At 61.2% G+C, this 26,932-nt stretch carries 27 protein-coding genes; 14 read left to right on the forward strand and 13 right to left on the reverse strand.

What is annotated here, in order from left to right; all coding sequences use genetic code 11:
• The 4 genes from sucB to lpdA all read left to right on the forward strand — a co-directional run.
• Positions 1-657: dihydrolipoyllysine-residue succinyltransferase (gene sucB / locus ABI_RS02630; RefSeq protein WP_040308517.1), on the forward strand; the 657-nt coding region annotated here is incomplete at its 5' end.
• Positions 658-781: 124 nt separating this feature from the next.
• Positions 782-1,654, forward strand: a complete 873-nt coding sequence (locus ABI_RS02635; protein ID WP_006271271.1) for a hypothetical protein — start codon at positions 782-784, stop codon at positions 1,652-1,654.
• A gap of 69 nt (positions 1,655-1,723) precedes the next feature.
• Positions 1,724-2,263: a hypothetical protein gene (locus tag ABI_RS02640; protein ID WP_006271272.1), complete on the forward strand. Its 540-nt coding sequence runs from the start codon at positions 1,724-1,726 to the stop codon at positions 2,261-2,263.
• A 93-nt stretch (positions 2,264-2,356) separates the two neighbouring features.
• Positions 2,357-3,766, forward strand: coding sequence for a dihydrolipoyl dehydrogenase (gene lpdA, locus ABI_RS02645; protein ID WP_006271273.1), 1,410 nt, complete (start codon positions 2,357-2,359; stop codon positions 3,764-3,766).
• A gap of 134 nt (positions 3,767-3,900) precedes the next feature.
• Here lpdA and ABI_RS02650 read toward each other — a convergent pair whose 3' ends face one another.
• The 4 genes from ABI_RS02650 to ABI_RS02665 form a co-directional block, all read right to left on the reverse strand.
• Positions 3,901-6,159, reverse strand: a complete 2,259-nt coding sequence (locus tag ABI_RS02650) for a hypothetical protein (RefSeq protein WP_006271274.1) — start codon at positions 6,157-6,159, stop codon at positions 3,901-3,903.
• Positions 6,160-6,288: 129 nt separating this feature from the next.
• Positions 6,289-6,693, reverse strand: a complete 405-nt coding sequence (locus ABI_RS02655) for a DUF2177 family protein (RefSeq protein ID WP_006271275.1) — start codon at positions 6,691-6,693, stop codon at positions 6,289-6,291.
• A 3-nt stretch (positions 6,694-6,696) separates the two neighbouring features.
• Positions 6,697-7,356 (reverse strand): ChrR family anti-sigma-E factor, encoded by a 660-nt coding sequence (locus ABI_RS02660; protein ID WP_006271276.1) that lies wholly within the window; start codon positions 7,354-7,356, stop codon positions 6,697-6,699.
• Positions 7,353-7,976, reverse strand: coding sequence for a sigma-70 family RNA polymerase sigma factor (locus ABI_RS02665; RefSeq protein ID WP_245531281.1), 624 nt, complete (start codon positions 7,974-7,976; stop codon positions 7,353-7,355). The genes ABI_RS02660 and ABI_RS02665 overlap by 4 nt, the downstream gene beginning before the upstream one ends.
• 179 nt (positions 7,977-8,155) lie before the next feature.
• Here ABI_RS02665 and ABI_RS02670 point away from each other — a divergent pair, with 179 nt between their 5' ends.
• From ABI_RS02670 to ABI_RS02680, 3 genes are read left to right on the forward strand one after another with little or no spacing between them, the layout of a single operon-like run.
• Positions 8,156-9,553, forward strand: a complete 1,398-nt coding sequence (locus tag ABI_RS02670; protein WP_006271278.1) for an NAD(P)/FAD-dependent oxidoreductase — start codon at positions 8,156-8,158, stop codon at positions 9,551-9,553.
• Positions 9,550-10,323 carry a DUF1365 domain-containing protein gene (locus ABI_RS02675; RefSeq protein WP_006271279.1) on the forward strand — a complete coding sequence of 258 codons (774 nt, stop codon included), beginning with the start codon at positions 9,550-9,552 and terminating at the stop codon, positions 10,321-10,323. The genes ABI_RS02670 and ABI_RS02675 overlap by 4 nt, the downstream gene beginning before the upstream one ends.
• The gene (locus ABI_RS02680) at positions 10,320-11,162 is read left to right on the forward strand and encodes an alpha/beta hydrolase (RefSeq protein WP_006271280.1); all 843 of its coding nucleotides are present in this window, start codon (positions 10,320-10,322) and stop codon (positions 11,160-11,162) included. Before ABI_RS02675 ends, ABI_RS02680 begins: the two co-directional genes overlap by 4 nt.
• Before the next feature lie 215 nt (positions 11,163-11,377).
• Here the strand turns inward: ABI_RS02680 and ABI_RS02685 are convergent, their stop codons facing one another.
• From ABI_RS02685 to ABI_RS02705, 5 genes are read right to left on the reverse strand one after another with little or no spacing between them, the layout of a single operon-like run.
• Positions 11,378-11,653 carry an ATP synthase F1 subunit epsilon gene (locus tag ABI_RS02685; RefSeq protein WP_006271281.1) on the reverse strand — a complete coding sequence of 92 codons (276 nt, stop codon included), beginning with the start codon at positions 11,651-11,653 and terminating at the stop codon, positions 11,378-11,380.
• Complete coding sequence (atpD, locus tag ABI_RS02690; protein WP_006271282.1) at positions 11,653-13,101, reverse strand: F0F1 ATP synthase subunit beta; 1,449 nt, start codon at positions 13,099-13,101, stop codon at positions 11,653-11,655. Before atpD ends, ABI_RS02685 begins: the two co-directional genes overlap by 1 nt.
• A 9-nt stretch (positions 13,102-13,110) precedes the next feature.
• Positions 13,111-13,983, reverse strand: coding sequence for a F0F1 ATP synthase subunit gamma (locus ABI_RS02695; RefSeq protein WP_040308518.1), 873 nt, complete (start codon positions 13,981-13,983; stop codon positions 13,111-13,113).
• 24 nt (positions 13,984-14,007) lie between these two features.
• Positions 14,008-15,540 carry a F0F1 ATP synthase subunit alpha gene (atpA, locus tag ABI_RS02700; RefSeq protein WP_006271284.1) on the reverse strand — a complete coding sequence of 511 codons (1,533 nt, stop codon included), beginning with the start codon at positions 15,538-15,540 and terminating at the stop codon, positions 14,008-14,010.
• Positions 15,541-15,545: 5 nt separating this feature from the next.
• Positions 15,546-16,100, reverse strand: a complete 555-nt coding sequence (locus ABI_RS02705; protein ID WP_040308867.1) for a F0F1 ATP synthase subunit delta — start codon at positions 16,098-16,100, stop codon at positions 15,546-15,548.
• A gap of 265 nt (positions 16,101-16,365) precedes the next feature.
• Between ABI_RS02705 and ABI_RS02710 the strand changes: the two genes are divergently transcribed.
• From ABI_RS02710 to ABI_RS02730, 5 genes are all read left to right on the forward strand, one after another.
• Positions 16,366-17,163, forward strand: coding sequence for a TerC family protein (locus tag ABI_RS02710; RefSeq protein ID WP_006271286.1), 798 nt, complete (start codon positions 16,366-16,368; stop codon positions 17,161-17,163).
• A 97-nt stretch (positions 17,164-17,260) separates the two neighbouring features.
• The gene (locus tag ABI_RS02715; protein WP_006271287.1) at positions 17,261-18,490 is read left to right on the forward strand and encodes a putative DNA modification/repair radical SAM protein; all 1,230 of its coding nucleotides are present in this window, start codon (positions 17,261-17,263) and stop codon (positions 18,488-18,490) included.
• 194 nt (positions 18,491-18,684) lie between these two features.
• Positions 18,685-19,401 (forward strand): TIGR03915 family putative DNA repair protein, encoded by a 717-nt coding sequence (locus ABI_RS02720; protein ID WP_006271289.1) that lies wholly within the window; start codon positions 18,685-18,687, stop codon positions 19,399-19,401.
• 66 nt (positions 19,402-19,467) lie between these two features.
• Positions 19,468-19,902, forward strand: a complete 435-nt coding sequence (locus ABI_RS02725) for a DUF3597 domain-containing protein (protein ID WP_006271290.1) — start codon at positions 19,468-19,470, stop codon at positions 19,900-19,902.
• A gap of 4 nt (positions 19,903-19,906) precedes the next feature.
• On the forward strand, positions 19,907-20,323 hold the full coding sequence (locus ABI_RS02730; RefSeq protein ID WP_006271291.1) for a DUF3597 family protein: 417 nt from the start codon (positions 19,907-19,909) through the stop codon (positions 20,321-20,323).
• A 252-nt stretch (positions 20,324-20,575) separates the two neighbouring features.
• Here the strand turns inward: ABI_RS02730 and ahcY are convergent, their stop codons facing one another.
• The 3 genes from ahcY to ABI_RS02745 form a co-directional block, all read right to left on the reverse strand.
• A complete protein-coding gene (gene ahcY / locus ABI_RS02735) occupies positions 20,576-21,994 on the reverse strand; it encodes an adenosylhomocysteinase (protein WP_006271292.1) in 1,419 nt (472 codons plus the stop codon).
• Positions 21,995-22,088: 94 nt separating this feature from the next.
• Complete coding sequence (locus tag ABI_RS02740) at positions 22,089-23,357, reverse strand: MFS transporter (protein WP_006271293.1); 1,269 nt, start codon at positions 23,355-23,357, stop codon at positions 22,089-22,091.
• Between the two features lie 70 nt (positions 23,358-23,427).
• Positions 23,428-24,102 (reverse strand): ferredoxin, encoded by a 675-nt coding sequence (locus tag ABI_RS02745; RefSeq protein ID WP_006271294.1) that lies wholly within the window; start codon positions 24,100-24,102, stop codon positions 23,428-23,430.
• A 359-nt stretch (positions 24,103-24,461) separates the two neighbouring features.
• Between ABI_RS02745 and ABI_RS02750 the strand changes: the two genes are divergently transcribed.
• Positions 24,462-24,803 carry a DUF2794 domain-containing protein gene (locus ABI_RS02750; protein ID WP_006271295.1) on the forward strand — a complete coding sequence of 114 codons (342 nt, stop codon included), beginning with the start codon at positions 24,462-24,464 and terminating at the stop codon, positions 24,801-24,803.
• A gap of 136 nt (positions 24,804-24,939) precedes the next feature.
• Here ABI_RS02750 and ABI_RS02755 read toward each other — a convergent pair whose 3' ends face one another.
• Entirely contained in the window at positions 24,940-25,683 is a 744-nt protein-coding gene (locus ABI_RS02755; protein ID WP_006271296.1) for a Bax inhibitor-1/YccA family protein, read from the reverse strand.
• Between the two features lie 127 nt (positions 25,684-25,810).
• Here ABI_RS02755 and ABI_RS02760 point away from each other — a divergent pair, with 127 nt between their 5' ends.
• On the forward strand, positions 25,811-26,845 hold the full coding sequence (locus tag ABI_RS02760; protein ID WP_006271297.1) for an aldo/keto reductase: 1,035 nt from the start codon (positions 25,811-25,813) through the stop codon (positions 26,843-26,845).
• The last annotated feature ends 87 nt before the right edge of the window (positions 26,846-26,932 follow it).

The following is a 26,932-nucleotide window of genomic DNA, read 5'->3' on the forward strand; positions in this document are numbered from 1 at the left end:
ATCGCCCGCCGCCTGAAGGAATCGCAGAACACCGCTGCCCAGCTGACGACCTTCAATGAAGTCGACATGTCGACCATCATGAATGTCCGCAACGCCTACAAGGACGCCTTTGAAAAGCGTCATGGTGTCAAGCTCGGCTTCATGTCGTTCTTCGCCAAGGCCGTGGTCGCGGCGCTGAAGGATATTCCGGCGCTGAACGCCGAAATCGAAGGCGGCGACATCATCTACAAGAACCACTACGACCTGGGCGTCGCCGTCGGCACTGAAAAGGGCCTGGTCGTGCCGGTGCTGCGCGATGTCGACACCCTGTCCCTGGCCGGGATCGAAAAGGGTATTGGCGCGCTGGGCAAGCAGGCGCGTGACGGCACTCTGTCGCTGGATCAGCTCCAGGGCGGTACCTTCACCATCACCAACGGCGGCATTTACGGCTCACTGATGTCGACCCCGATCCTGAACATGCCGCAGGTCGGTATCCTGGGCATGCACGCCATCAAGGACCGCGCCATGGTCGTCAATGGTCAGGTCGTGGTCCGTCCGATGATGTACCTGGCCCTGTCCTACGATCACCGTATCGTCGACGGCAAGGAAGCCGTGACCTTCCTGGTTCGCGTCAAAGACGGCCTGGAAGACCCGCAGCGCTTCGTGCTGGAAGTCTAAACGGCTAAAAAGTCACACAATTCGAACTTCAGGCCCGTCGGTTCCCCGGCGGGCCTTTTGCTATGGCGCCATCACGGATGATCAATTAGACTATTCGAAATAATTAAGAGCTCAGGGGCTTACAGTGAAAATTTCTCGTTTCCTTGGTTGGTGCCTGGTCGCCGTTGCGTTTTCCGGCGGCAGTTCCGCCCTCGCCGCCGGGCGCAAGAAAGAGCTCAACAACAAGGCGACCTACACGCAAAAGGACGCGGTCAAGGGCCAGGAACATATCCAGGCAGCGATGACGACGCCGATGCTGGACTTGCTGAAGCTGGCGGACGTTCAACATCCGGAAGCCATGCTTCGCTATGGACTGGCCCTCGACCTGGGGCGTCCATCCGTGTCATCGCAGCTTTCGCCCGGTGAAAAGGAAAAGCTGAAAGGCGGCTTCCGCCAACTCCTCGACATCTTCCTGACGTCACGCGACAAGTTCGATATCCAGTTCGACGAAGACGCCATGCTGGATCAGTCGGAATTCTGGATCTATCTGGCCAAGCACGTCGGCCGCAAAAATAATCGCACCCAGATGGAACAGCCGCTGGGCGCTGCGGACTCGCCGGCCGGGACCATGGGCTTCTACCTGCCACAGCGCTTCGACGAAGACAGCGAAAAGCTGAACCTGGACCGCGAACTGGTGCTCAAGTCCGGCGTGGTCAATGCCTCGACAACGTGTGCTCAGACCGCCTTTGCGTTTGCGCGCATGGAAAAGGTCCAGAAGGTCGATATCGCGGCGACCAAGCTGACGCAGGACCAGTTTGCCAAGGCTCAGGAGACCGCGGCGCGGACCTACGTCGTTAGCTACAAGAATGGCATTCTGGCCTGCGGCGGTAAGGCCTTCTTCAACCAGACGGCGGATTTTGCCCGCCAGAATCTCGGTGTTCTGGGGACCATGGCAGAGAACCCGGCTGCGGTTTTGACGCAACTGGAAGAGCCAAGCGACGAAGAGCTGATCGAATAGCGCCTTTTTGACGGTTCGCTTCCGATCGGTTACTATGGACTTAACCATAATCGTAAGAGGGACGGGATCATGAAGTACGTACGTTGGTTTCTGGTCGCCATCGTTGTGGCCTATGCCGCCTGGATCGCTTTCCCGGTCGCCAAGGCCTTCCTGTTCCCGGACCACGGCGAGCCGACCATCGCGTCGCGCACCATGGATCAGTCGGATTACTCCGGCGGCTTCAACGACACGTCCGACTTGACCCAGGGCGCGCCCGACATGAATTCCATACAGGGGGAAACGGCGGTCGAAGCCGTCGCCACCCAGAACACACCGGTCGTCGGGCTTTGGGGTGCGGTCATCTTCCTGTACCTGGTCGCCGCCTGGCTGCACGCCAACGGAAATGTCCGCGCTGCCTTCACCTATCTGCTGGGCTTTGTCGCCGATTTAGTGCTGACCTATCTCACCAACGGCTCGGCCGGCGGTGGTATTATGGACAAGGTTTTCTCCATCCTGTCGGGTTGGGATCCGCGCTATGTCATCACCCTGGTGGCGCTGGTGCTGGGCTTCCTGATCTACATGTCGCGCCGCCGCCCGCAACCGCGGATATCGGGCGCCCTTCCGGCCTAAAAAAGTGCCTTGCTGGCCGTAATTGGCTTGACCTTACGGCGTCACACTCCTAACTCACGGGCAGCATTTATCCTTGATGGGGAAGGGCCCAACATGGCTGACGAACTGAATTTCGACGTGGTGATCATCGGCGGTGGTCCGGGCGGCTACAACGCGGCGATCCGCGCCGGTCAACTGGGCCTGAAGACCGCCATCGTCGAATCGCGCGGCATTCTGGGCGGCACCTGCCTGAACGTCGGCTGCATGCCATCGAAGGCCCTGCTGCACGCCTCGGAACTGTTCGAAGCCACCACGACCGAATTCGCCTCCATCGGCATCGAGGTTCCGGCGCCCAAGCTGAACCTGGTCCAGATGATGAAGTCCAAGCAGGACAGCGTCACCGCCCTGACCAAGGGCGTCGAATTCCTGATGAAGAAGAACAAGGTCACCTACTTCATCGGTAAGGGCTCGATCGCCGCCGCCGGTAAGGTCACCGTGACCGCCAATGACGGCTCGAGCCAGTCGCTGACCACCAAGAATATCGTCATTGCCACCGGTTCGGAACCGACCCCGCTGCCGGGCGTGCCGGTCGACCAGAAAACGATCGTCGATTCCACCGGCGCCCTGTCGCTGCCGGCGGTCCCTAAGTCGCTGGTGGTCATCGGCGCCGGCATTATCGGCCTGGAACTGGGCTCGGTATGGCGCCGTCTGGGCGCCCAGGTGACCGTGGTTGAGTTCCTCGACCGCATCACGCCGGGCATGGACACCGAACTCGCCACCGCCTTCCGCCGTTCACTGGAAAAGCAAGGCATCACCTTCAAGCTGGGCACCAAGGTGACCGGCGCGGTGCCGGGCGCCAAGGGCGTCGAGCTGACACTGGAACCCTCCGCCGGTGGCGCCGCAGAAAAGCTGTCGGCCGATGTTGTGCTGGTGGCCATCGGCCGCCGTCCCTTTACCCACGGCCTGGGCTTGGATACGGTCGGCGTCGCCACCGATCCGCGCGGCTTCATTCCGACCAACCACTTCAAGACCTCGGCGCCGGGCGTCTGGGCCATCGGCGACGTCATCCTGGGACCGATGCTCGCCCACAAGGCGGAAGAAGACGCGGTTGCCTGTATCGAACTGATCGCCGGCAAGGCGGGTCACGTCGACTACAACCTAGTGCCGTCGGTGGTCTATACCGCGCCGGAAGTGGCCTGGGTCGGCCAGACCGAGGATCAGGTCAAGGCGTCGGGTATCGCTTACAAGACCGGCAAGTTCCCCTTCATGGCCAACAGCCGCGCCAAGATCAACCATGAGACCGACGGCTTCGTGAAGTTCATCGCCGACGCCAAGACCGACAAGGTTCTGGGTGTGCATATGATGGGCCCGCAGGCCGGTGAGCTCATCGGTGAAGCCTGCGTGCTGATGGCGTTTTCGGGTGCCTCGGAAGACCTGGCGCGCGTCTGCCACCCGCACCCGACGCGTTCCGAAGCCGTCCGCCAGGCGGCTATGGGTGTCGAAGGCTGGACGATGCAAGCCTAAGGCAAATGGGTGATGCTGGCCTGCAAAAGGCCAGTTTCTCCGCTTCCGGTGCTCACGTACAAGCGTACGCTCCGCTCCGGTTCTCGAAACCAGCCTTTTTCGGCTCAGCCTGACCCATTTGCTAAGGCTGATATTTAGGGCTCGAGCAAAATATACAAGCTGTTCACCGGCAGCGTAATACGGGGTCCATTGGCGGCCGACGCCATTTCGACCGTACCGCTGGCCATGCCGTTGGCGTCCAGTAAGGTTGCCCGCTTCAGGCTACGATTGGTCAGACGGATGCTGAACTGACTGTCGGCGACCAGCCACGGCGCGCCGCCATGGTTGGCGACCTGGCGGCCCGTGACCGTCTTGCCGTCGGGATCGGTCCATGTGGCGTCCGTATCGACCCAGCCCGTCGGCCGGGCCTGGGTGCCAACCTGGATCAGCACCTTGCGGCTCGCGCGCAGGGGCATCCCGTCGAGGCTGGCGACCAGCACGGTGGCGTAAGCGTTGTCCGAAACGATTTCGACATCGCTCAAGGCAAATTCGCGCTGCTTGCTGAGAAAACCGCTGACGCCCTGGGCTTTGGGGGTGTCTAACCGGGCGATCCCGTCAGCGTAGTTCCAAATCAGCGCTCCGCCCAGGCTGGTCACGGCGCCGGGCTTCATCTGCTTTGCCAGGTCAATGACATTGTCATTTGCCGTGGAGGCGTAGGTGACCTTGACCGGTCCGGTCAGAAAGGCGAGGGGCGACACGGTTCCGGCGCCGCCTTTGGCATAGGGTACGCCGTCGCGGTTGGGATCGAAGCCGCCCTCTTCGGCGATCAGCGAGACGTCACGCCGCCACAGTTCGTCGAGGGTACGGTGTTCGGAAACTGCCACCGGCGCCGGGTCGATATAGCCCTGGCGATAGATCAGGGCGGCGGCCGGAAACTGGCCCAGGGTCATGGGCGAGTTGGCGATCCATTTGCCGATCGAGGGCATGTAGCCGTTGGCGCTGCGGGGCTGATCCCAGGCGCCCTTGCCGCCGAGATGAAACCAGTAGTAGGCGTCGACGCCGGCGATCGACTGCATGGCCGAGATCAGAAAGGGCGCCTCGCTTTCATAGGCCGTCGGCGGCACCCACAACGATTCTGTCACCATCATCGGGTGTCCGGTGGGTTGCTTGACCGCCAACGGGAAGCTGCCCGGATCGGTCAGGGTCGAGACGTCGGTGTAGCGGTCGCCGGTTTTGATCGCCCAGCCGGCCGTGTCGCTTTCGTGGCGTCCTGTGACATAGCGGTTGACGGCAATGATATCGGTCGACGTGTAGCTGTAGCGCTCGGCGTCGTTCAGCCGCTCCATGCTGGCCGTGCGCCAGTTGCCGGCATTGATCAAACTGGTCACTGCCAGTTCATAGCGCAGCCAGTGCTGCATGCCGCGATTGAAGCGGTACATGGTGCGGGTAAGGAATTCAGTGGTGTCGGCATCGCGTTTACCGAGACCACCCACGGGCTGTCCTTGCGTCAGTTCGTAGATATTGGGCAGGGCCATCATGCCCTTGTCCGGTCGGTCGGGACTCGGCGCGCCTGTGGCCTCGGCGCCGTCCCAGGCCGTCTTGGCGGCTTCGAGCGTGGCGTATTTTTGCTTCAGCCAGTCGCCGAATTCCTGTTCGAGCTGGTCGCGGTCGGCGCCCTGGATGGTGTTGAAGGTCCAGAACAGCAGCGAGTCTTCGTTCTGGATCTGGAAAACGGCGACGGCGGGTTCTTCGCGAAGGGCCTTGCCGGTGTAGGGATTTTCACGCAGGAACAGGGCGTCCATCCAACTACGATAGGCCTCTATCATCAACGGATCATAGAACAGCAGGCCGGTTGTGCTGTTGGCTTCCGGGTTGCGCGGCAGCGGCCAGTTGGGCTGGGTGCGGGCGCCGCTGTCGTCGTGCATGCGGTCGAAAAAGGCCCAGTAGGGCGAGACGGTGACGTAGATGCCCTCCTTTTTCATGGCAGCGATAAGGTAAAAAAGCTGGTCGAGGGCTTTTTCGTTGATGTCGGTGATCTGCGAATCGCGCCGGTCGGTGGGCGCCAGGTTGCCGTGCCAGCGGACCATATTGACGCCGCGCTTGGCCAGGAAGCGCGCCATGCGGTCGATATCCTCGTGGCTGCCCTCGGCCGATACCGTCCCGCCCCAGAAGCGGATGGCCTCCCCGTCGGCGCGGACAAAGCTTTCACCATCCTCGCTGAGCCGGATAAATCCGTGCTCACCGGCATAGGCTTCGTTGAGATAGCGCAGGTCCAGCTTTGACGCCGGGTCGAACCTGTCTTCGGGTGGGCTAAACGCCCACCAGCCCTGACCGGCGACAGGCTGCACGGTTTCGGCGGCGGAAGGCGATGCCAGCAAGGCCAGGGCGAAGGCGAGCAAGGGGAGATGCGTCATGGCCGGCAGCGTGAGGCGTAGATACCTGGCCGTCAAGTGGGCGTGTCTGACGCTGCGGATCGCGCTGGAACGACTGGCAGACTGTTAAGCGCTCTGGCAAACGCTATTACATGGTGAGGGTTAGGTCTCCTACCGCCCCATCATCTTGACCAAAAACACTGTGCCTAAACCTGTGGCCAAGGTGACGAAACTCCCCCACGCCATGTCGATCAGGCTCAGCTTCAAGGACCAGCCGTTGATCACTGACAATCCCGTCAGGTTATAGGTCGCATAGGCCACCAGTCCGAACAGCGCACAGCGAAACGCCAGGTCGACCCAGTTCACCACACCCGACAAAGCCGGAAGCAGCACGAGCCACACCAGGCCGAAGGTATACAGCGCATAAAACACGCCCGCGGCAACGAAGTCAGGCTTGTCACGCATGAGCCCGGCCATATTCGGCTTATAAAGAACGCCCGCCGCGTTGCTTAGCCAGATAAAATCCAGCGCCAGCAGAATAACCAGAGCCGCTGCGTACGTGATGCCGAACTTCATGCCTCAGATCCCCGCAAACGGCTGCAACATCCAGGCAACGAAACTTTGCGGCACGATCGGCCCCTCCTGGAAGACCAGGCACAGGCAGTCGTCGTCGCCTTCCATCGCCGGCGTATGGCGCTGGTCGCTTTCGTCGCACATGGCAAAGTCGCCCGGCCCGTAAGACCCCTTGTGATCGCGGAACCGGCCACGAAGCATGACCGTGATTTCACGCCCGCGGTGAGTATGCTCCGGCATCTGCAATCCGGACCTAACCGACATCAGGTAGGTCTTCTGCGCCTTCGGCGCGCCCTCCAGCACGATCGGCGCCATCCACACGCCCGGCGCCGCCCAGTAGCGGTCCTTGATCTTTACAGATTTCAGGGACTCCGGAAGTTCAAAACCTTCGAGGAAAGCCGGCAGGTGAGGAGGTGCGACGACCTCATCCGTCTCCGGACGTTCGATACGCGCCAGGGCCAGGTCGAGCGCATTGTCCGACATGGCCACGCCCTCCATCTCTTCCAGCATGGCGCCGCCCATGGCGTCGAACAGCTTGAAGTCGCTGCGGCAATGGGCACATGTCTCAGCATGGGTTCGTACGGCAAGGGCCAGGCCGGGGGCCAGGGCGCCGCGGTGATAGTCCCACAGAAGATCGTCTCCGGGGTGGTGATTGGGGCTACTCATACGCGGTCTCCAGGTACTAGGGCCGCCATGGCGGCTTTCAACCGCGTCATGGCCAGGCGCAGGCGCGACTTGACCGTGCCCAAAGGCAGGGCCAGGGCCTTGGCGATATCGCCGTGCGACAGGTCTTCGTAAAAAGACATGCGCAGGATGGTTTTCTGTTCTTCCGGCAGGGTCGCGATCAGCCCCGTCAGGCTCTGGGCCGACTGCGCGTCGCTCAGGACCTGATCGGCGGCCCGGGCGGGTTCCGACTGCCACAGATCCTCCGGCAACTCACGTACCCGCTTGGCCTTGCGCGCCGCATCGATGCGCAGATTGCGGGCAATCGAATAGATCCAGGTCACGGCCGTCGCCTTGGACGGATCGAACATCTCGGCCTTGCGCCATACCTTCAGCAAAACATCCTGAGCCAAGTCCTCGGCCTCCGCGGCCGTCATGCCCTGGCCCATGACGAAGGCCTTCAGCTTGGGGGCGAAGCGGGCGAACAACTGGGCATAGGCCTGCCGGTCACGCGACTGCGCGATACGCAAAATCAACGCTTCGGGAGTCTGTATAACCGGGCCCAGGCCGTCATCCTTCATGGGCATCAGCGTAACAAGGTTGTGGGCACGATCAAGGCGCATTTTCGTTTAAAAACCTGTCCGGCCATACGGGACGTTCAGCCGAAATTCTGGGGAGTTTACGCAGAGGGCAAAGCAGTGGATCATGCCGGCCGGCGAATAATTTGCCCGCCCGACGGTGATCCGGCCTTCACGCGCCCGCGTAAGGTGTCTTGCAACTGTACATCGGGCGAACCTTGACCATGCATGATCTGATCGACAGCCAATCCGCCTCGCGCCGCGCTCCCTTGCAGCCTGGCGCCCGCCGGCGGATCGCCGTGGTCGGATCGGGCATTGCCGGCCTGTCGGCGGCCTGGCACCTCCATCCTCATTGTGATGTCACGGTCTTCGAAAGCAGCGATCAGCCGGGCGGTCACAGCCACTCGGTCAATGTCGGCACGCCGCAGGCCCCACTTTGGATCGATATGGGCTTTATCGTCTTTAACGCGCCCTGCTATCCCAACCTGGTTGCCCTGTTCGATCATCTCGGCGTTGACCATCAACTGACCGACATGTCGTTCGGCGTCAGTGTCGATGCCGGGTCGCTGGAATACGGCTCCATCGGCCTCAAAGGCCTGTTCGCCCAGCGCCGCAACCTGTTCCGTCCGCGGTTCCTGAGCTTACTGCTGGATGTGGTGCGCTTCTATCGCGAGGCCCCCAAGGATCTGGCGGCCCTGGCGCGTGAGGGCTATCGCCTGGGCGATTATCTGCGCGATCGCAATTACGGTCGTGCCTTTATCGACGATCACCTGCTGCCCCAGGCGGCGGCCATCTGGTCGACCTCGGCGCGCCAGATCATGGACTATCCGTTCCGGGCCTTCATCGCCTTCTTCGAAAATCATGGCTTGCTGAAGATCACCGATCGCATTCTGTGGCGCAGCGTGGTGGGCGGCGCTCAGGCCTATCTGCAAAAGCTGATCGCGCCTTTCCGGGACCGTATCCGGACCGACAGCGCCATTGTGGCGGCCCGGCGCAGCGGCCAGGGGGTGGTTCTCACCGACGTCCACGGCGCGACGCATGTCTTTGACGAGGTGGTGTTCGCGACCCATGCCGATGTCACATTGAAGATTCTGAGCGACGCCTCCCCCGACGAGCAACGTACCCTGGGTGCCTTTTCCTATACCGCCAACGAGGTCGTCTTGCACACCGATGCCGGCTTCATGCCCAACCGGCGCGGCGCCTGGTCGGCGTGGAACTATCGTGGCGAGCGCGACGCCGGCAACGAACAACAGCTTTGCGTCACCTATTGGATGAACCTCCTTCAGGTGCTGAAGACCGAGCGCAACTATTTCGTCACCCTGAACCCGACCCACGCCATTGATCCGGATCGGATCATCAAGCGCATCACGTTCGAGCATCCGCTGTTCAATGCGCAGGCCATCGCCGCCCAGAACGACCTGGCGGCGCTTCAGGGCGGCAATCGGACCTGGTTCTGCGGGGCCTATTTCGGCTCAGGCTTCCACGAAGACGGTCTGCAATCGGGACTGGCCGTGGCCGAAGCCATCACCGGGGTTGCCCGGCCATGGGATGTCGACTGGAGCAAGAGCCGCATCCGTTACAATCCGTGGGCGACGGCGGACATTCTGGAGGCGGCCGAATGACACCGTGCCTGTACGCCGGTGATGTGGTGCACGAGCGTTTCGCGCCGCGGGTGCATCGGCTGCGCTACCATATCTTTCAGGTCCTGCTCGACCTCGACCGGCTCGACGATCTGCCGCGTCTGATGTCGCGCAACCGCTTCAATCTGTTCGGCTTTTACGACCGCGACCACGGCCCAAACCAGGCCGAGAGCCGCGAGGCGCCGCTGAATGTCCGTATGCGGACTATGCTGGCTGAGCGCGGTCTGTACAGGGACGGTGATCGATTGTTCCTGATGGCCATGCCGCGTGTCCTGGGATTTGTCTTCAATCCGATCAGCCTCTATTTCGCGGTCCGCGACGGTCGAGTCACAACGGTCGTCTACGAGGTCAACAACACCTTCGGCGACCGCCATTCCTATGTTCTCCCGGTCCATGGTGATGGCCCGATCCGCCAGCACAGCGACAAGCGCCTGCACGTCTCGCCCTTCATGGATATGAAGGACATGACCTACGACTTCGACCTGATCGCGCCGGAAGCGCGTTTCGCCCTGAAGATCAACCTGCGTCAGGGTGAGCGCGATATGCTGTTCGCCGGATTCTCCGCCCGCCGCCAGGATCTGAGCGATCGCAACCTGTTACGACTGTTCTTCGCCATGCCGCTGGTGACCTTGAAAGTGGTCGCAGGAATTCACTGGGAGGCCTTGCTGATTGCGCTGAAGGGCATCACATTGAAACCGAAGCCGCCGACGGCGCGGTCCAGTATCAGTGTCAGCGGCAGTCTTCGGGGATGAGTTTGAGCAAACGCAGTCTGTTGGCCGTTGGCGTCGGAGCCTTTCTGGCAGGGTGCAATACCTTAAGCCTGTTCAACCGCTTTACCCCCAAGGACGGTGGTGTCCGCAGGGTGGCCCGTGATGTCGCCTTCGGAGACGATCCACGCCAGCGCTACGACGTCTATGCACCGGCCGGCAAGACCGGTTTGCCGGTGCTGGTTTTCTTCTATGGCGGTGGTTGGAACAGCGGGTCGAAAGACGACTATGGCTGGATGGGGCATGCCCTGGCGTCGATGGGATATGTCGTCGCCGTCCCTGACTATCGCCTGGTGCCCGACGTGCTGTATCCCGTCTTTCTCGAAGACAATGCGGCGGCGGTGAAACACGTCCTGGCCCATGCGGCGGATTACGGCGGCGATGGTGCCCGCCTTGGCACGATCGGTCAATCGGCCGGCGGCTACGCGGCGGCAATGATGGCCCTAGATCCGCGCTACCTGCCGGAAAGCACGATCAACGCCTGTGTCGGCATTGCCGGGCCTTATGATTTCTATCCGTTCGATGTTCCTGCCTCGATCAACGCTTTTGGCAAGTGGGCAAGGCCGGAGGAGACCCAGCCCATCACCTATGCGCGCAAGGTGGCGACGAAATTCCTGCTGCTGCAAAGCCGTGCCGATATAGTGGTCGGCGTGCACAACGCGGTCAATCTGGAGAAGAAACTGCGTGACGCTGGCACCGATGTAACCTTGAAACTGTACGACGGCCTGAACCACCAGGACACAGCGGCGGTCTATTCGGTACCGTTCCGCAAGAAGGGCGCCTTGTTCGAGGACACGCGGACGTTCCTGATAGGCGCACTTTGACACGCAGACGGGCGGCCGCACCGCCGGTTTTTTGATCCACAGATAAGCCAGATAAGCCAGATGATCCGAGCACGTCATAGCTGGCTGAAAACGCTGATCATCTGGCTTATCTGGCTTATCTGTGGACAACCCTTTACGAACTTTCTGCCACCACAAACATATAAAAAAGCCCTCCGGACCGAACCGGAGGGCTTCTCATCTCACATCGAACCGGCTCAGTGGACCGTTTCGAGATATTCCTCAGCCGATTCGGCCAGGATGGTCATACCGTCCTCGCTGACGTCGGCAAAGCCGCCGCGCACCTGAAAGACGCGCTTGCTGGTGCCGTCCAAGATGACCACCGGGCCTTCGGCCAGGGTGGTCATGAAGGGCGAATGGTTGGCCAGGACACCGAATTCACCTTCGGAACCCGGTGCCACCACCTGATCGACTTCACCTTCGAACAGCTTGGCTTCGGGCGTGACCAGCGATACGTGCAGTTTCTCGGCCATTACTTGCCTTCGCCCGCCAGGCGTTCAGCCTTGGCGATGGCGTCCTCGATGGTGCCGACCATGTAGAAGGCGGCTTCCGGCAGGTGGTCGTAGTCACCGTTGGCGATGCCCTTGAAGCCCTTGATGGTGTCTTCGATCGACATCAGCACGCCCGGCGTGCCGGTGAAGATTTCGGCGACGTGGAAGGGCTGCGACATGAAGCGCTGGATCTTGCGGGCGCGGGCGACGGTCGACTTGTCTTCTTCCGACAGTTCGTCCATGCCCAGGATGGCGATGATGTCCTTCAGCGCCTTGTACTGCTGCAGGATTTCCTGAACGCGGGTGGCGGTGTCGTAGTGTTCCTGGCCGACGACGCGCGGGTCGAGGATCCGCGAGGTCGAGTCCAGCGGGTCCACGGCAGGGTAGATGCCCTGTTCGGCGATCGAACGCGACAGAACGGTGGTGGCGTCCAGGTGGGCGAAGGAGTTGGCGGGGGCCGGGTCGGTCAGGTCGTCAGCCGGGACGTACACGGCCTGAACCGAGGTGATCGAGCCCTTGTTGGTCGAGGTGATGCGTTCCTGTAGACGGCCCATTTCGGTGGCCAGGGTCGGCTGATAACCCACGGCCGACGGAATACGGCCCAGCAGAGCCGACACTTCGGAACCGGCCTGGGTAAAGCGGAAGATGTTGTCGACGAAGAACAGAACGTCCTTGCCTTCGACGTCGCGGAAATATTCGGCCTGGGCCAGGCCGGTCAGGGCGACGCGGGCGCGGGCGCCGGGAGGCTCGTTCATCTGGCCGTAAACCAGGGTACAGCGCGACGTGCCGCCACCGCCCTTTTGGTTCACGTTCGACTCGATCATTTCGTGATACAGGTCGTTACCTTCGCGGGTACGTTCACCGACGCCGGCGAACACCGAATAACCGCCGTAGGCCTTGGCGATGTTGTTGATCAGTTCCTGGATCGTCACGGTCTTGCCGACGCCGGCGCCGCCGAACAGGCCGACCTTGCCGCCCTTGGCGTACGGGCAGATCAGGTCGATGACCTTGATGCCGGTGACCAGCAGCTCGGCCGAGGTCGCCTGATCGGCAAAGGCCGGGGCGTCGGCGTGGATCGGGTTGAAGAAGGTGGTTTCGATCGGACCGGCTTCGTCGATCGGCTCACCGATAACGTTCATGATGCGGCCGAGCGTGGCAGGACCGACCGGAACGGTGATCGGCATGCCCAGGTCCTTCACCGGCTGACCACGAACCAGGCCTTCGGTGGCGTCCATGGCGATGGTGCGGACGGTGTTTTCACCCAGGTGCTGGGCGACTTCCAGAACCAGGCGCGTGCCGGAGGCGGTATTGGTGGTTTCCAGCGCGTTGAGGATCGACGGCAGGGCGCCATCGAACTCGACGTCGACGACGGCGCCGATGATCTGGGAGATGCGGCCCGTGGCCACGGAGATTTTTTGCGGAGCGGACATTGGGTTTCCTTACAGGGCTTCGGCACCGGAGATGATTTCGATCAACTCCTTGGTAATCTGGGCCTGACGTGAACGGTTGTATTTGAGCGTAAGCGCGTTGATCATTTCGCCGGCGTTGCGCGTGGCATTGTCCATGGCGCTCATCTGGGCGGCATAGAAACCGGCATTGTTTTCCAGCATCGACGACAGGATCTGAACCGACAGGTTGCGCGGCAGCAGAACCTCGAGGATTTCCTCCTCGGACGGCTCATAGTCATAAACGGCGCCGCCGGTTTCCTGGGCAGCGCTGAGGTCGATATCGGCCGGGATCAGACGCTTGGAGGTCGGGACCTGGCTGATGACCGACTGGAAGCGCGAGTAGAACAGGGTAACGACATCGGCGCGGCCGTCATTGAACTCGGCGGCGATCTTTTCCGAGATCGGCCGGACGATGTCCAGGTTCGGCGCCTTGTTGCCGGCCTCGTAGGATTCGACGATGCGATCGGCAAAGTTGCGCTTCAGCTGGTCGCGGGCCTTGCGGCCGATCGTGATGATACGGACGTTGCGGCCCGCTTTCAGCTGGGTGGCGATATAGTCGCGGGCGGCGCGGACGATGGCGGTGTTGAAGCCGCCGGCCAGGCCGCGGTCACCGGTGGCAACGACGACCAGCTGGCTGTGCTGGGAGCCGGTGCCGACCAGCATGGCCGGAGCACTGTCGCCGGTGATGCCTTTGGCAAGGTTGGCAATGACTGCCGCCATCTTCTGCGCATAGGGACGGGCGTTCTGAGCCGAGTCCTGAGCTTTGCGCAGCTTGGCGGCCGCCACCATCTGCATCGCTTTCGTGATCTTCTGCGTGGCTTTCACGCTTCCGATCTGATTGCGCATGTCCTTCAAGCTAGCCATGGAGGGTTATTCTCTTTCCTAGGCTCAGGCGAAGCTGGCGGTGAAGTCGGTGACGACCGTCTTGAGCTTGTCTTCCAGCTCGGCCGAAAGGGCCTTCTGGTCGCGGATGGCGCTCAGCAGATCGACGTGACGGGTGCGCAGCAGGGACAGCAGTTCCTTTTCGTAGCGGCGGACGTCACCCACCGCGACCTTGTCGAGGTAACCGCGGGTACCGGCGTAGATCACCGCAACCTGCTCTTCAACCTTCAGCGGCGAATATTGCGGCTGCTTCAGCAGTTCGGTCAGGCGCGCACCACGAGCCAGCAGGCGCTGGGTGGCGGCGTCGAGGTCCGAACCGAACTTGGCGAAGGCGGCCATTTCACGATACTGGGCCAGGTCGCCCTTGATGGCGCCGGCAACCTGCTTCATGGCCTTGATCTGGGCCGACGAGCCGACGCGCGACACCGACAAGCCGACGTTCACGGCCGGGCGGATGCCCTGGAAGAACAGGTCGGTTTCGAGGAAGATCTGGCCGTCGGTGATCGAGATCACGTTGGTCGGGATGTAGGCCGACACGTCGTTGGCCTGGGTTTCGATGATCGGCAGGGCGGTCAGCGAGCCGGAGCCGTTGTCTTCGTTCAGCTTGGCGGCACGTTCCAGCAGGCGGGAGTGCAGGTAGAAGACGTCGCCCGGATAGGCTTCGCGGCCCGGCGGACGGCGCAGCAGCAGGGACATCTGACGGTAGGCGACGGCCTGCTTGGACAAGTCATCATAGATGATCAGGGCGTGCATGCCGTTATCGCGGAAATATTCGCCCATGGCGCAGCCGGCGAACGGTGCCAGGAATTGCAGCGGGGCGGGTTCCGACGCGGTAGCCGAGACGATGATGGTGTATTCCAGCGCGCCGTTTTCTTCCAGAGCCTTGACGATCTGGGCGACGGTCGAACGCTTCTGGCCGATGGCGACGTAGATGCAGTAGAGCTTGGCTTTTTCGTCGTCGCCGGCATTGACCGACTTCTGGTTCAGGATGGCGTCGATGGCGACAGCGGTCTTGCCGGTCTGACGGTCACCGATGATCAGTTCGCGCTGGCCACGGCCAACCGGGATCAGGGTGTCGATGGCCTTGATGCCGGTCTGCACGGGCTCGTGCACCGATTTGCGCGGGATGATGCCCGGCGCCTTGACGTCGACGCGGCGGCGCTCAGTCGAGACGATCGGGCCCTTGCCGTCAATCGGCTCGCCCAGCGGGTTGACAACGCGGCCCAGCAGGCCCTTGCCGACCGGCACGTCGACGATTTCGCCGAGACGGCGGACTTCATCGCCTTCCGAGATATCGCGGTCTTCACCGAAGATAACGATACCGACATTGTCCTTTTCCAGGTTCAGGGCCATGCCCTTCACGCCGGCCTTGGGGAACAGCACCATTTCACCGGCCTGGACCTTATCGAGGCCGTAGACACGGGCGATACCGTCGCCAACCGACAGAACCTGACCGACGTCCGAGACGTCGGCTTCCTGGCCGAAACCGGCGATTTGTTGCTTGAGAATGGCCGAGATTTCGGCAGCGTTGATAGCCATGAGTGTTACGCTCTCTTAAGGGCGAATTTGAGGGAGTCGAGTTTGGTCTTCAGCGAAGCGTCGAAAAGACGCGAGCCCACGCGGACTTTCAGCCCGCCCAGGAGAGCCGGATCGACACGGGTGTTGATCTCGGCGGATTGACCCAGGGCCTGGGCCAGAGTGGTTTTCAGGCTGTCCAGCTGCGCGTCGGTCAGGGCGACCGCGGAGGTCACGTCAGCGGTGACGACACCGCTATGGGCGGCAAACAGCTTTTCGAAAGCGTTGATGACCGGAAAAAGCTGGTTGAGGCGGCCATTGGCGGCCAGGACGCCCAACAGATTGTTGGTGATCGGGTTCAGCTTGAGCGACGCTGTGACGGCCGTCAGGCCCTTCAGTTTGACGTCAGACTTATAGACCTGCGAGCTAACAAAGTTGCGCAGCTCGGCCGAGGACAGCAGCAATTCCTTCAGCTTCGCGATATCCTTGTTGATGTGATTCAGCAGCCGGTTTTCACGGGCCAGATCGAAGGTCGCGCGGGCGTAGCGGTTACCGGCTTCTGTGTGTCGATATTGATCGTTCATCAGGTCCACGTAGGGTTCAAAAAACGGGCGGGCACAGGAACACGGGCGCAGGTTCAGCGCCTCCCCAGCCTCGGGCCGCGGGCTCCTTAGCATAGGGATTTCCGCACCGCAACCGACGAAGGTCCGGCATTATGAAGAATCGGTCACTGCCGGGGTGCGACAAAATAACTCGATTCCGTCACGAAGTCACATTGCCGTTTATGCCTTGAGAACTAAGCCAGTTCGCGTATTTAAGAACAAACGGCTGCCAACAGAAAGACAACCGATGGATTCCATAATTACGCTTTTCGCCGATCCCGCCGTCTGGGCGGCGCTGATCACCCTTATCGTCATGGAGGTTGTGCTGGGTATCGACAACCTGGTCTTCATTTCGATCCTGTCCAATAAGCTGCCGGAAAAAGACCGTCAGCGCACCCGCCGCCTTGGTATCGGGCTGGCCCTAATCATGCGCCTGGCGCTGCTGTCGCTGATCGGTTTCATCGTCGCCCTGACCGCGCCGGTGTTCGATCTCGGCCTAGTCGGCCCGGTGGGCGAGCATGGCGAACCCATGTTCGAAACCTCGTTCTCATGGCGTGACCTGATCCTGATCGCCGGCGGCCTGTTCCTGGTCTGGAAGGCGACGAAGGAGATCCACCACTCGGTCGATCCCGCGCCGACCCACGACGTTCTGGACGCCAAGAATGCCGTCATTAACAACGCCGGCGCAGCGATCGTTCAGATCATCCTGCTGGACCTGGTCTTCTCGGTCGATTCGATCCTGACGGCCGTGGGTATGACCGATCATGTGCCTGTCATGATGATCGCCGTCATCTTCGCCGTCCTCGTCATGCTGCTGGCTTCGGACCCGCTGGCCCACTTCATCGAAAAGAACCCGACCGTGGTCATGCTGGCGCTCGGCTTTCTGCTGATGATCGGTACGGTTCTGATCGCCGACGGCTTCGGTGTCCATGTGCCCAAGGGCTATATCTATGCCGCCATGGCCTTCTCGGCCCTTGTCGAAGGGCTGAACATGCTGGCCCGTTCCGCCAGGAAAACGTCGGCCGACAAGGCCAAACTGCACTGATCTCTTAACCAGACTGTCAGAAAAACGCCCGCTTCGATGAAGCGGGCGTTTTTACATGGATTGACTCGTGAGTCAGTGGAACATATCATGAACAAATATGAAAAAGACCCTGAAACAACGACTGGCGATCCTGTCCGACGCCGCCAAGTACGACGCGTCGTGCGCTTCGTCTGGAACGTCAAAACGGGATTCGCTCAAGGGCGGGCTCGGGTCGACCGAAGGGTCGGGTATCTGTCACGCCTATGCGCCGGACGGGCGGTGCATTTCGCTGCTCAAGATCCTGATGACCAACTTCTGCATCTATGACTGCGCCTACTGTATCAACCGGTCGTCGTCCAATGTTGAGCGGGCGCGGTTCACGCCTGAAGAGGTGGTCTGGCTGACCTTGGAATTCTACCGGCGCAACTATATCGAGGGGCTGTTCCTGTCATCGGGGATCATCCGTAACTCTGATTACACTATGGAGCAGATGGTGCGTATCACCCGGGATTTGCGGGTAAAGCACGGATTTAACGGTTATATTCACCTTAAAACCATTCCCGAGGCGTCAACGAAACTGATCGAGGAGGCCGGGTTGTTCGCTGACCGGCTGTCGATCAATATCGAGCTGCCGACCGATGCCGGGTTTGAAAAATTCGCGCCGCAGAAACACCCGAAAAACATCCGCCGGTCGATGGGTGAGCTCAAAAACGCCATCGATGACGCGTCCGAGCTGACCCTGCAAACCAGGCGCAAAAAGCACTTCGTGCCGGCTGGTCAGAGCACCCAGATGATCATTGGCGCCGACACGGCATCGGACGCGACCATCCTGGGGACCAGTGCCGGCCTGTATGACCGGTATCGGCTGCGGCGGGTCTATTATTCGGCTTTTTCACCGATCCCCGATTCCTCGAAGTCGTTGCCGCTGATCAAGCCGCCGCTAATGCGCGAGCACCGGCTGTACCAGGCCGACTGGCTGTACCGTTTTTACGGCTTCGAGATCGGCGAGATCACCGCCGGGCGGGTGGATGGTATGCTGGACCTGCAGCTTGACCCAAAACTGTCCTGGGCGCTGGAAAACCGCGCGCGCTTCCCGGTCGATGTCAATAAGGCCGAGCGCGAGATGCTGCTGCGGGTGCCGGGGTTCGGTACCAAGACGGTCGACGCCATCCTGGTGGCGCGGGCGCACAAGCGGCTGGGTCTGGACGATCTCGGGCGGCTGCGGGTGTCGCTGAAGAAGGTCAAGCCGTTCGTCACCGCAGCCAGTTGGTCGCCGGCGCGGCTGATCGACCGGGTGGATCTGCGCGGCATGTTCGCGCCGCCGCCACAGCAGATGGAGCTTTTGTAGGAGGGTAGAATGCGCATCGTACTGAAGGGCCGGGGGAATTTCGAAGAATGGCGCGACGCCGCGCGCGATCTGCTGCGTCACGGCATAGCGCCGCAACATGTCGACTGGACAACGCGCAAGTCAGAGGGACTTTTCCATGGCTCTCCCGCCCCGTTTACGGGGAGGGGGACCGCGAAGCGGTGGGAGGGGCGACAGTGCACATCAGCCGTAGCCTCACCGTGCCCCAGGCGTTTCTGGACCTGGCGCAGGCCATGATCTGTCACAGCGATCCGGCGCGATTTGCTCTGGCCTACCGGATCCTGTGGCGGTTGCAGGGCGAGCGGCATCTGCTCGACATCCCGACCGACCCGGATGTCGCCCGGGCGCGCAAGATGGAAAAGTCGGTGCGGCGGGACTATCACAAGATGACCGCCTTTGTGCGCTTCAAGGAGGTGCCACAGGATGGTCCGCGCCGAGCCTTCGTCGCCTGGTTTGAGCCCGATCACCATATTGTCGCGCGCACGGCGCCCTTCTTTCAAAGGCGGTTTACCGACATGGACTGGGTGATCGCCACGCCAATGGGCCGTTCGGCGTGGGATGGCGAAGCGTTGCGCTGTGACGATGCGCCGGCGGACAAGCCCGATCTCAGTGACGATACGGACGAGCTGTGGCGGACCTATTTTGTCAATATTTTCAATCCGGCGCGGTTGAAGGTGAAGATGATGCAGACCGAGATGCCCAAAAAGTACTGGAAGAACCTGCCCGAGGCCGAGATGATCCCTGGCCTGATCAACGGCGCCGAACAAAGGGTGCGCGAGATGGCCGACCGCCTGGCGTCGGACACCGCGCCGCGCTTTAACACCAGGCTTCACGCCAAAACTCAGGCCAAAACTCACGCCAAAATTCACGAAAGCGTGCAGTCGCGGTCTTAAGACCCCCATCGCATTTTTACGGCCCGACTCGTTAGCTGGCGGCACCATCAATGTCAGGAGGCAGCCATGGGTATCTTCAGCAACATCAAGGATTTCCTGTTCGGGAAGAAATTCATCAACATCGGCAAGGACGACGGCCAGCCGGCGGCGCCGCAGGCGCGCCAGAACCCGGCCCAGGCTTCGCCGGCTGCGCCCGTCGGCAACCCGGCCTCGGCCAGCATCGTGCTGGACCCGCCCCATGAGCAGGTCGATATCGCGGCCATCCTGGACCGTGAAGCCGCCGACAACGGTCAAAAGCTGAACTGGCGTCAGTCGATCGTCGATCTGATGAAACTGACCGGTATCGATTCCAGCCTGCAGAACCGCAAGGAACTGGCGAAGGAACTGGGCTATACCGGCGATACGAGCGACTCGGCGACCATGAACATCTGGCTGCACAAGCAGGTCATGCGCAAGCTGTCGGAAAGCGGCGGCAAGGTTCCGGCGGAACTCAAGGACTAAGTATATGGCCGTTTTTTACGACACGGTCTTCGAGGCGATCGAGGACTTCATCTTCAGCCGGCGCTACCAGGCGCCGACCGTCGAGCAGGAGACCCCGCCGCCGATCATCGCGCCGATGGCTCTGGCGCCAGCAACGACCATGTCGACGCCACTCGGGTCGCCGCCCTTGGTGCCGTTGCTGGGCCAGGTCGATATCGAGGCCATCCTGGCGCGCGAAGCCGAAGGTAAGGACCTCGATTGGCAGGGCTCTGTCGCCGACCTGTTGAAGTTGTGTGGCGTCAATCCGACGGTGGAAAATCGGCGGTCCTTGGCTGAGGAGCTGGACGTTGCCGACAATGGTGACGACGAGGCGCTGTACGCGGCGGTCATGCGCGAACTGGAAGACCGCGGCGGGTTGGTACCGGCAGAGCTGAAATCCTGACCGGTTGAGCTTCCGGAAGCCAAGAAGAGTTACCACGGAAGGCACCGAAACGCCGCTGCGCGGCGGCACGGAAAGGCACTGAAATGCGACGCTGATCCGCGCGAAGCGCCTTCCCATTATCGTAATAGAAAAGCGCTCCGCGCGGGAGTTTCAGCTACCGGAATTCCGTGTCTTCAGTGGTCGTCGCGAAGCGGCGCTCAGTGTTTTCCGTGTTCCATCTTCGAAGTGTCAGACACGTCCGACAGAGTCGTCTTAGTAGCGATAGTGTTCCGGCTTGAACGGGCCTTCGACCGACACGCCGATATAGTCGGCCTGCTCCGCATTCAGAACCGTCAGTTTCGCACCAAGCTTTTCCAGGTGCAGCAGGGCGACCTTTTCGTCCAGGTGCTTGGGCAGGGTGTAGACCTTGTTCTCATAGGTCTTGCCGTTGATCCACAGCTCCAACTGGGCCAGGGTCTGGTTGGTGAAGCTGGCCGACATGACGAAGGACGGGTGACCCGTCGCATTGCCCAGGTTGACCAGGCGGCCTTCCGACAGGACGATGATCTTCTTGCCGTCCGGGAATTCGACGTGGTGGACCTGCGGCTTGATCTCGTCCCACTTGTAATTGCGCAGGGACGAAATCTGGATCTCGGAATCGAAGTGGCCGATGTTGCAGACGATGGCGTTGTGTTTCATGGCGCGCATGTGTTCCAGGCGCAGCACGTCCTTGTTGCCCGTCGCCGTGACGAAGATGTCGGCGGCCGACGCCACGTCTTCGACGGTGCGGACTTCGTAGCCTTCCATGGCGGCCTGAAGGGCGCAGATCGGGTCGATTTCGGTGACGATGACGCGGGCGCCGCCGTTACGCAAGCTCGCGGCCGAACCCTTGCCGACGTCGCCGTAACCCAGGACGACCGCGACCTTGCCGGCCAGCATGACGTCGGTGGCGCGGCGAATGGCGTCGACCAGGGATTCGCGGCAGCCATACAGATTGTCGAACTTCGACTTGGTCACCGAGTCGTTGACGTTGATCGCCGGGAAGGGCAGGTCGCCCTTTTGCGCCATGGCGTACAGGCGGTGAACGCCGGTGGTGGTTTCTTCCGACACGCCCTTGATGGAATCACGGATGGCCGAATAGAAGCCGGGCTTTTCCTTGATGTAGCGCTTCATCACCTTGTAGAGCGCTTCTTCTTCCTCGTTCTGCGGATTGTCGAGGAGCGTGCCGTCCTGTTCCGCCTTGGGGCCCAGGACGCACAGCAGGGTGGCGTCGCCGCCGTCGTCCAGGATCAGGTTCGGATAGCCGCCGTCAGGTTCTTCAGAAGATTTTGGCCATTCGAAGATCCGGTGAGCGTAGTCCCAGTATTCTTCCAGGGTTTCGCCCTTGATGGCGAAGACCGGCGTGCCTTTTTCGGCGATGGCCGCGGCGGCGTGGTCCTGGGTCGAGAAGATGTTGCACGAGGCCCAGCGGACTTCGGCGCCCAGGGCCTGCAGGGTTTCGATCAAAACCGCCGTCTGGATGGTCATGTGCAGCGAACCGGCGATGCGGGCGCCCTTCAGCGGCTGGTCCTTACCGAATTCGGCGCGGGTGGCCATCAGGCCGGGCATTTCGCCTTCGGCGATGTCGATTTCCTTGCGGCCCCAGGCAGCGAGGGACAGGTCCTTGACGATGAAATCTTGTTGAGCGGGCATGATGGAGATCCGTTGCATGAGATATGATCCGGCTTATAGCGGGCTGAGGGCGCGCATGCAATAAAGATATAAAGATATCTTTATATGAGCAGTTTTAAACCTCGTCCTTTCCGGACAGCAGGATGCAGATCAGCGTAATCACCGCCGAGGCCAGCAGGTAGTAGCCGACAAAGGCCAGGCCGTGGTTGGCCTGAAGCCAGGTCGCTGCATAGGGCGCCAGGGACGCGCCGAAAATGCCGGCCATGTTAAACGTCAGGGATGAGCCGGTATAGCGCACCCGGGCCGGGAAGGGTGCCGCCAGAGCTGCGCCGATCAGGCCGTAGGTCATGCCGATCAGCACCATCGAGCCCATGGCGTAGGCGAAGATGCCGCTGTCGCCGGCGCCCATCAGCACTGGCAACAGGAATGAGAACAGGCCGATGGCGATGGTGACGCCGATCAGGGTTTCGCGGCGGCCGAACCTTTGCGCCAGCAGGGCTGTGACGGGGATGAACAGGCCGAAGACCACGGCGCCGATGATCTGGATCTGCAGGGCCTCCAGGAAGGCCATGTGGCGGACCTTGACGTTGTAGGACAACAGCCAGGCCGAGCCGAGATAGAAGACGACGAAGGTTGCCAGGCCGACAAAGGTTCCCAGCAGGAGGCTGCGTTTGTGGCGGCGGAAAAGTTCGACCACGGGTACGGAGACGCGTTCGTGGCGGTCGATGGCGCCCTGGAATTCCGGCGTTTCGGTGATCGACAGCCGCACCCACAGCCCGACCGCGATCAACAGGATCGAGGCGATGAACGGGATGCGCCAGCCCCACGACAGCACGTCATCCTGGGACATGAAGTGCAGCAGCACCCAAAAGGCGCCCGACGACAGGAACAGGCCGGCCGGCGCGCCCAACTGCGGGAACATGCCGTACCAGGAGCGCTTGCCCGGCGGGGCGTTTTCGGTGGCCAGCAGAACGGCGCCGCCCCATTCTCCGCCGAGGCCGAAGCCCTGTCCGAAACGGCAGATGGCCAGAAGCAGCGGCGCCCATACGCCGACCTGGGCATAGGACGGCAGCAGGCCGATGATCACCGTCGATACGCCCATGGTCAGCAGGGCGGCGACCAGGGTGGCCTTGCGACCGACCCGGTCACCGAAATGGCTAAAGACGAGGGCACCGACCGGGCGGGCAAAGAAGGCGATCGAGAAGGTGGCAAACGACTGGAGCAGGGCCGAGGTGGGATCGGCGCTGGGGAAGAACAGGGCCGGGAAGACCAGGACCGCCGCCGTTGCATAGACGTAGAAGTCAAAGAATTCGATCGTCGTGCCGATCAGGCTGGCGAACAGCACCTTGGCCGGGGAGTTCAGCGGTTTCGCGGTTTCGGTCATGACGTCGGCCCCTTTTGTCCATGCGGATTAGCGCATTTCGACCGCGTGGAAAAGGGAAGGTCTTACGCTGTCAGAAGGGTGCCGGCTGGCCGGGAAGGTCTTTATCAAATTCATCCTGGCTCAGCCACCGGATGTGCGAGACGCCCGGCAGGTCGCTTAGCCAATGATGAACCCCACGGGAAAAGCCATGTCCCCCCGAAGAGAGCGCTTCGAGACGAAACAAAAATGCGCCGTCAAATGTCTGGCTGACCGACAGGGTGTGCCAGTTTTCCTCGAACCAGGACACCTGAAGCGAGATACCACCCTCGAATTCGATGAGCGGCGAGAACTTGTAGGACGGTTCTTCTTTATAGTTCAGCAAGGCCCGCGGCTTTTCGAGCAAATCGGTCACGAACGACAACGCGGAGTCGTAGGAGGCTGTGACCCGCGCGATGTGGCGCAGGCGTTCTACAAAGAACTTCGTCAATAGGCTGTCGACGGTGCACCCTTCGCCGCTCTCGACCAGCCGGCGAACAATCTCCCGGTCCTGCCCACTGTAGCGGATGCAGTCGAGTTCTTGATTGTTCATGGCTCGCAGCGTCCGGTCCAGTTCGTCGGCCGTTCGAGGCTGGCGGCTGACATAGCACTGCTGGTCGTCCATGGTGAACAGGTCCGGCGCAACATCTAACGGTATGTTGCAAGTCACGCAGCACTGGTCCTCGACGTAGAAGTCGCCCGGCACATTTTTTAGATACGGTGTTCGCATGACATACCCCTCGATCGCGAACTTAGCCCGGTTGCCAAATCAAAAAAAGAGCCGCTGCGGTGAGGCAGCGGCTTTTAAGATTGTTCTCAGGGGAAGAAACGTCTGCCGGCCGAGGTGATGCCCAGTTCCAGGGGCTGGGGGGGCTGTTCAGGGAGGAACGGAGCGCCTCGGCCGACACACACAATATGACGGCCCAACACGGCCCCAAAAGGGCTGAAATAAGGTCATTATGGGACCAATAAATTTCTTGCCTGTTGCCGCAGAACCTCACTTTATAAGGATTCGGACAACGCGGATTTTACTTGCCAAATCAGGGGTGTCGGGCGCTTACTTAGGGTCTGGCCTGTGGACGAGACCGCATGAGTATTCAGGATTACGGCGCCGCTGGCGCCACGCCCGCCAAGGGTCCTGTCTTTTTCGACCGCCGCGAACTGGATCTGATCCTGCGCGTCTATGGCCGCAAGGTTGCCTCCGGCGACTGGCGCGATTACGCCATTGATACCTTCCCCGATGCGGTGACCTTCAACATCTTCCGCCGCAGCAATGAGTCGCCGCTGTACCGGATTGAAAAACGGCCCGCGCTGTCGCGGCGCCAGGGGGCGTTTGCCATCTTCAACCAGGCGGGCATGATATTGAAACGCGGTCGGGAACTGGGGCCGGTGTTGACGGTGCTCGATAAGACGAAGTTCGATGTGATTTAGGAAGGGGGCGGAGCTTGGAACGCCGCCCCCCCCCCTCCGTCTCGAGCCTCGCCGGGAGGCAAAGCGGCGGAGGATAAGAAAGCAAAAACCCCGGACATCGCTGTCCGGGGTTCATGATTTTCAGTTGTCAGATGGCTTAGCGGCGACCACCGAAGATCGACAGCAACAGTTGGAACATGTTGATGAAGTTCAGGTAGAAGTTCAGCGCACCGATATTGGTCGCCACGGCCATAGCGGTCTGATTTCCGCCGATCTGGTAGTAGCTCATCTTCAGATTCTGCGTGTCAAAGGCTGTGAAGGCGGCAAAGATCAGCACGCCGATAGCCGCAATAGCGACGCGGAACAGTTCGTTCTGGAAGAACAGGGCGTTGCCGAGCATCAGTATGAACACACCCCAAGCGCCCATGAACAGGAAGATACCCCAACCGCTCAGGTTACGCTTGGTGGTATAGCCGTAGAGGCTCAAAGCCCCAAAGGCCGACGCGGTGATGAAGAAGATGTTGGCGATATCGCCCAGTTGATAGATCAGGAACCACATAGCACCGGACACGCCGATCAGTGTCACGATCGTCCAGTACAACAGACCCGATGTCGCCGGAGAGAAGGTACGGATAAACATCGTCGCGAGAATAATGACCAGAGGTGCCCAACGCGCAATCTGGCCCAGCATGGTCAGGTTCGTCACCCGGTCGCCCTGCATGACAAAGAAATAGTCACGCACCGCCGGAACGTTGGAAATCACCCACGCCAAGGTGCCCGTCACCAGCAGGCCCATGGCCAGCTTGGCATAGACGCCCAGCATGAAGTTGCGCAAGCCCATGTCTTTCGACATGTCCTCGACGGTTGGCCGCGAGCCGGCATATTGATCATAGTCAGCCATAGGAACCAATTCCCTGTGAATAAGTGGGGCCGCTCAGGGTGTATCCCCGCGCGGCGTTGCCATCTAATATGGTCGTGGATCAGTTTTCTGACAAGGGGCTATACCGAGCCATGGAGGACAGGGCAGTATGAAATATTCACCGCTTGGCCGAACTGGCCTCCAGGTTTCGCGGGTTTGCCTCGGTACCATGATGTACGGCAGCCAGAATACCGAAGCCGAAGGCTTTGCGCAGATGGACTACGCCCTGGAGCGCGGCATCAATTTTTTCGATACGGCCGAGGTCTATGCCATCCCGCCGCGGCCGGAAACCCAAGGCGCGACCGAACGCATTATCGGCAACTGGTTTGCTGCGTGCGGTAACCGCGACAAGGTGGTTTTGGCGTCGAAGATCGCCGGTCGGGCCGACGGCATGACGTGGATCCGCAATGGCCCGCGCCATACCCGCGACCATATCGACGCCGCGGTCGAGGCGTCGCTGACGCGGCTGCGGACCGACTATATCGACCTGTATCAGCTTCACTGGCCCGACCGGCGCTACAGCGGGTTCGGGTTCCATGAATATCACGACTATGACGGCGACTATGAGGATTTCCAGGCCATCCTGGAAAGCTTGGGGCATCATGTGAAGGCCGGCCGCATCCGCCATATCGGCGTGTCGAACGAAAGTCCGTGGGGGGTGATGAAGTTCCTGAGTCTGGCCGAGCGGGCGGGGTTGCCGCGGGTGGCGTCGATCCAGAACTGTTATAACCTGGTGTCGCGGACCTTCGAATACGGTCTGGCCGAGGTGGCGTTACGTGAGGATGTCGGTTTGCTGGCCTATTCGCCGCTGGCCCAGGGCTATCTGACAGGCAAGTACCGTCACGGCGCCCTGCCGGCTGGGGCGCGCAAGACGCTGTTCCAGCGGCTGAACCGTTATGAAGGTCCGGGCGGGGATGAGATGGTGCACCGTTATGTCGATCTTGCGGCCCTGGTTGGGGTGAGGCCGGTCGAGTTGGCGCTGAAGTTCATCGACAGCCGGCCGTTTGTGACCTCAACCATCATTGGGGCCAGCACGATGGCGCAGTTGAAGGACAATATCGATGCGTTCGAGATCGACTGGACCAAGGAGATGGACCGGGCGGTGTCGACGCTGCATGCCAGCCATCCCAACCCTTGCCCGTAGGCGGGGAGCGCTGAAAAAGCCCCTCTCCCAGTTCTTTACGGGGAGAGGTTAGGGTGAGGGGCATACCGACCCGTCCGGTGCCAGATC

Source organism: Asticcacaulis biprosthecium C19, assembly GCF_000204015.1.
GTDB classification, from domain to species: Bacteria; Pseudomonadota; Alphaproteobacteria; order Caulobacterales; family Caulobacteraceae; genus Asticcacaulis; species Asticcacaulis biprosthecius.

Coding starts and splice junctions, on each gene's coding strand:
- ABI_RS02675 (WP_006271279.1), top strand. CDS start 9,550: ATGACACCGTGCCTGTACGCCGGTGATGTGGTGCACGAGCGTTTCGCG.
- ABI_RS02640 (WP_006271272.1), top strand. CDS start 1,724: ATGAAGTACGTACGTTGGTTTCTGGTCGCCATCGTTGTGGCCTATGCC.
- ABI_RS02750 (WP_006271295.1), top strand. CDS start 24,462: ATGAGTATTCAGGATTACGGCGCCGCTGGCGCCACGCCCGCCAAGGGT.
- ABI_RS02715 (WP_006271287.1), top strand. CDS start 17,261: ATGAAAAAGACCCTGAAACAACGACTGGCGATCCTGTCCGACGCCGCC.
- ABI_RS02740 (WP_006271293.1), bottom strand. CDS start 23,357: ATGACCGAAACCGCGAAACCGCTGAACTCCCCGGCCAAGGTGCTGTTC.
- ABI_RS02665 (WP_245531281.1), bottom strand. CDS start 7,976: ATGCGCCTTGATCGTGCCCACAACCTTGTTACGCTGATGCCCATGAAG.
- atpD (WP_006271282.1), bottom strand. CDS start 13,101: ATGTCCGCTCCGCAAAAAATCTCCGTGGCCACGGGCCGCATCTCCCAG.
- ahcY (WP_006271292.1), bottom strand. CDS start 21,994: ATGCCCGCTCAACAAGATTTCATCGTCAAGGACCTGTCCCTCGCTGCC.
- ABI_RS02660 (WP_006271276.1), bottom strand. CDS start 7,356: ATGAGTAGCCCCAATCACCACCCCGGAGACGATCTTCTGTGGGACTAT.
- atpA (WP_006271284.1), bottom strand. CDS start 15,540: ATGGCTATCAACGCTGCCGAAATCTCGGCCATTCTCAAGCAACAAATC.
- ABI_RS02685 (WP_006271281.1), bottom strand. CDS start 11,653: ATGGCCGAGAAACTGCACGTATCGCTGGTCACGCCCGAAGCCAAGCTG.
- lpdA (WP_006271273.1), top strand. CDS start 2,357: ATGGCTGACGAACTGAATTTCGACGTGGTGATCATCGGCGGTGGTCCG.
- ABI_RS02710 (WP_006271286.1), top strand. CDS start 16,366: ATGGATTCCATAATTACGCTTTTCGCCGATCCCGCCGTCTGGGCGGCG.
- ABI_RS02695 (WP_040308518.1), bottom strand. CDS start 13,983: ATGGCTAGCTTGAAGGACATGCGCAATCAGATCGGAAGCGTGAAAGCC.
- ABI_RS02650 (WP_006271274.1), bottom strand. CDS start 6,159: ATGACGCATCTCCCCTTGCTCGCCTTCGCCCTGGCCTTGCTGGCATCG.
- ABI_RS02745 (WP_006271294.1), bottom strand. CDS start 24,102: ATGCGAACACCGTATCTAAAAAATGTGCCGGGCGACTTCTACGTCGAG.
- ABI_RS02705 (WP_040308867.1), bottom strand. CDS start 16,100: ATGAACGATCAATATCGACACACAGAAGCCGGTAACCGCTACGCCCGC.
- ABI_RS02670 (WP_006271278.1), top strand. CDS start 8,156: ATGCATGATCTGATCGACAGCCAATCCGCCTCGCGCCGCGCTCCCTTG.
- ABI_RS02755 (WP_006271296.1), bottom strand. CDS start 25,683: ATGGCTGACTATGATCAATATGCCGGCTCGCGGCCAACCGTCGAGGAC.
- ABI_RS02680 (WP_006271280.1), top strand. CDS start 10,320: ATGAGTTTGAGCAAACGCAGTCTGTTGGCCGTTGGCGTCGGAGCCTTT.
- ABI_RS02760 (WP_006271297.1), top strand. CDS start 25,811: ATGAAATATTCACCGCTTGGCCGAACTGGCCTCCAGGTTTCGCGGGTT.
- ABI_RS02725 (WP_006271290.1), top strand. CDS start 19,468: ATGGGTATCTTCAGCAACATCAAGGATTTCCTGTTCGGGAAGAAATTC.
- ABI_RS02730 (WP_006271291.1), top strand. CDS start 19,907: ATGGCCGTTTTTTACGACACGGTCTTCGAGGCGATCGAGGACTTCATC.
- ABI_RS02655 (WP_006271275.1), bottom strand. CDS start 6,693: ATGAAGTTCGGCATCACGTACGCAGCGGCTCTGGTTATTCTGCTGGCG.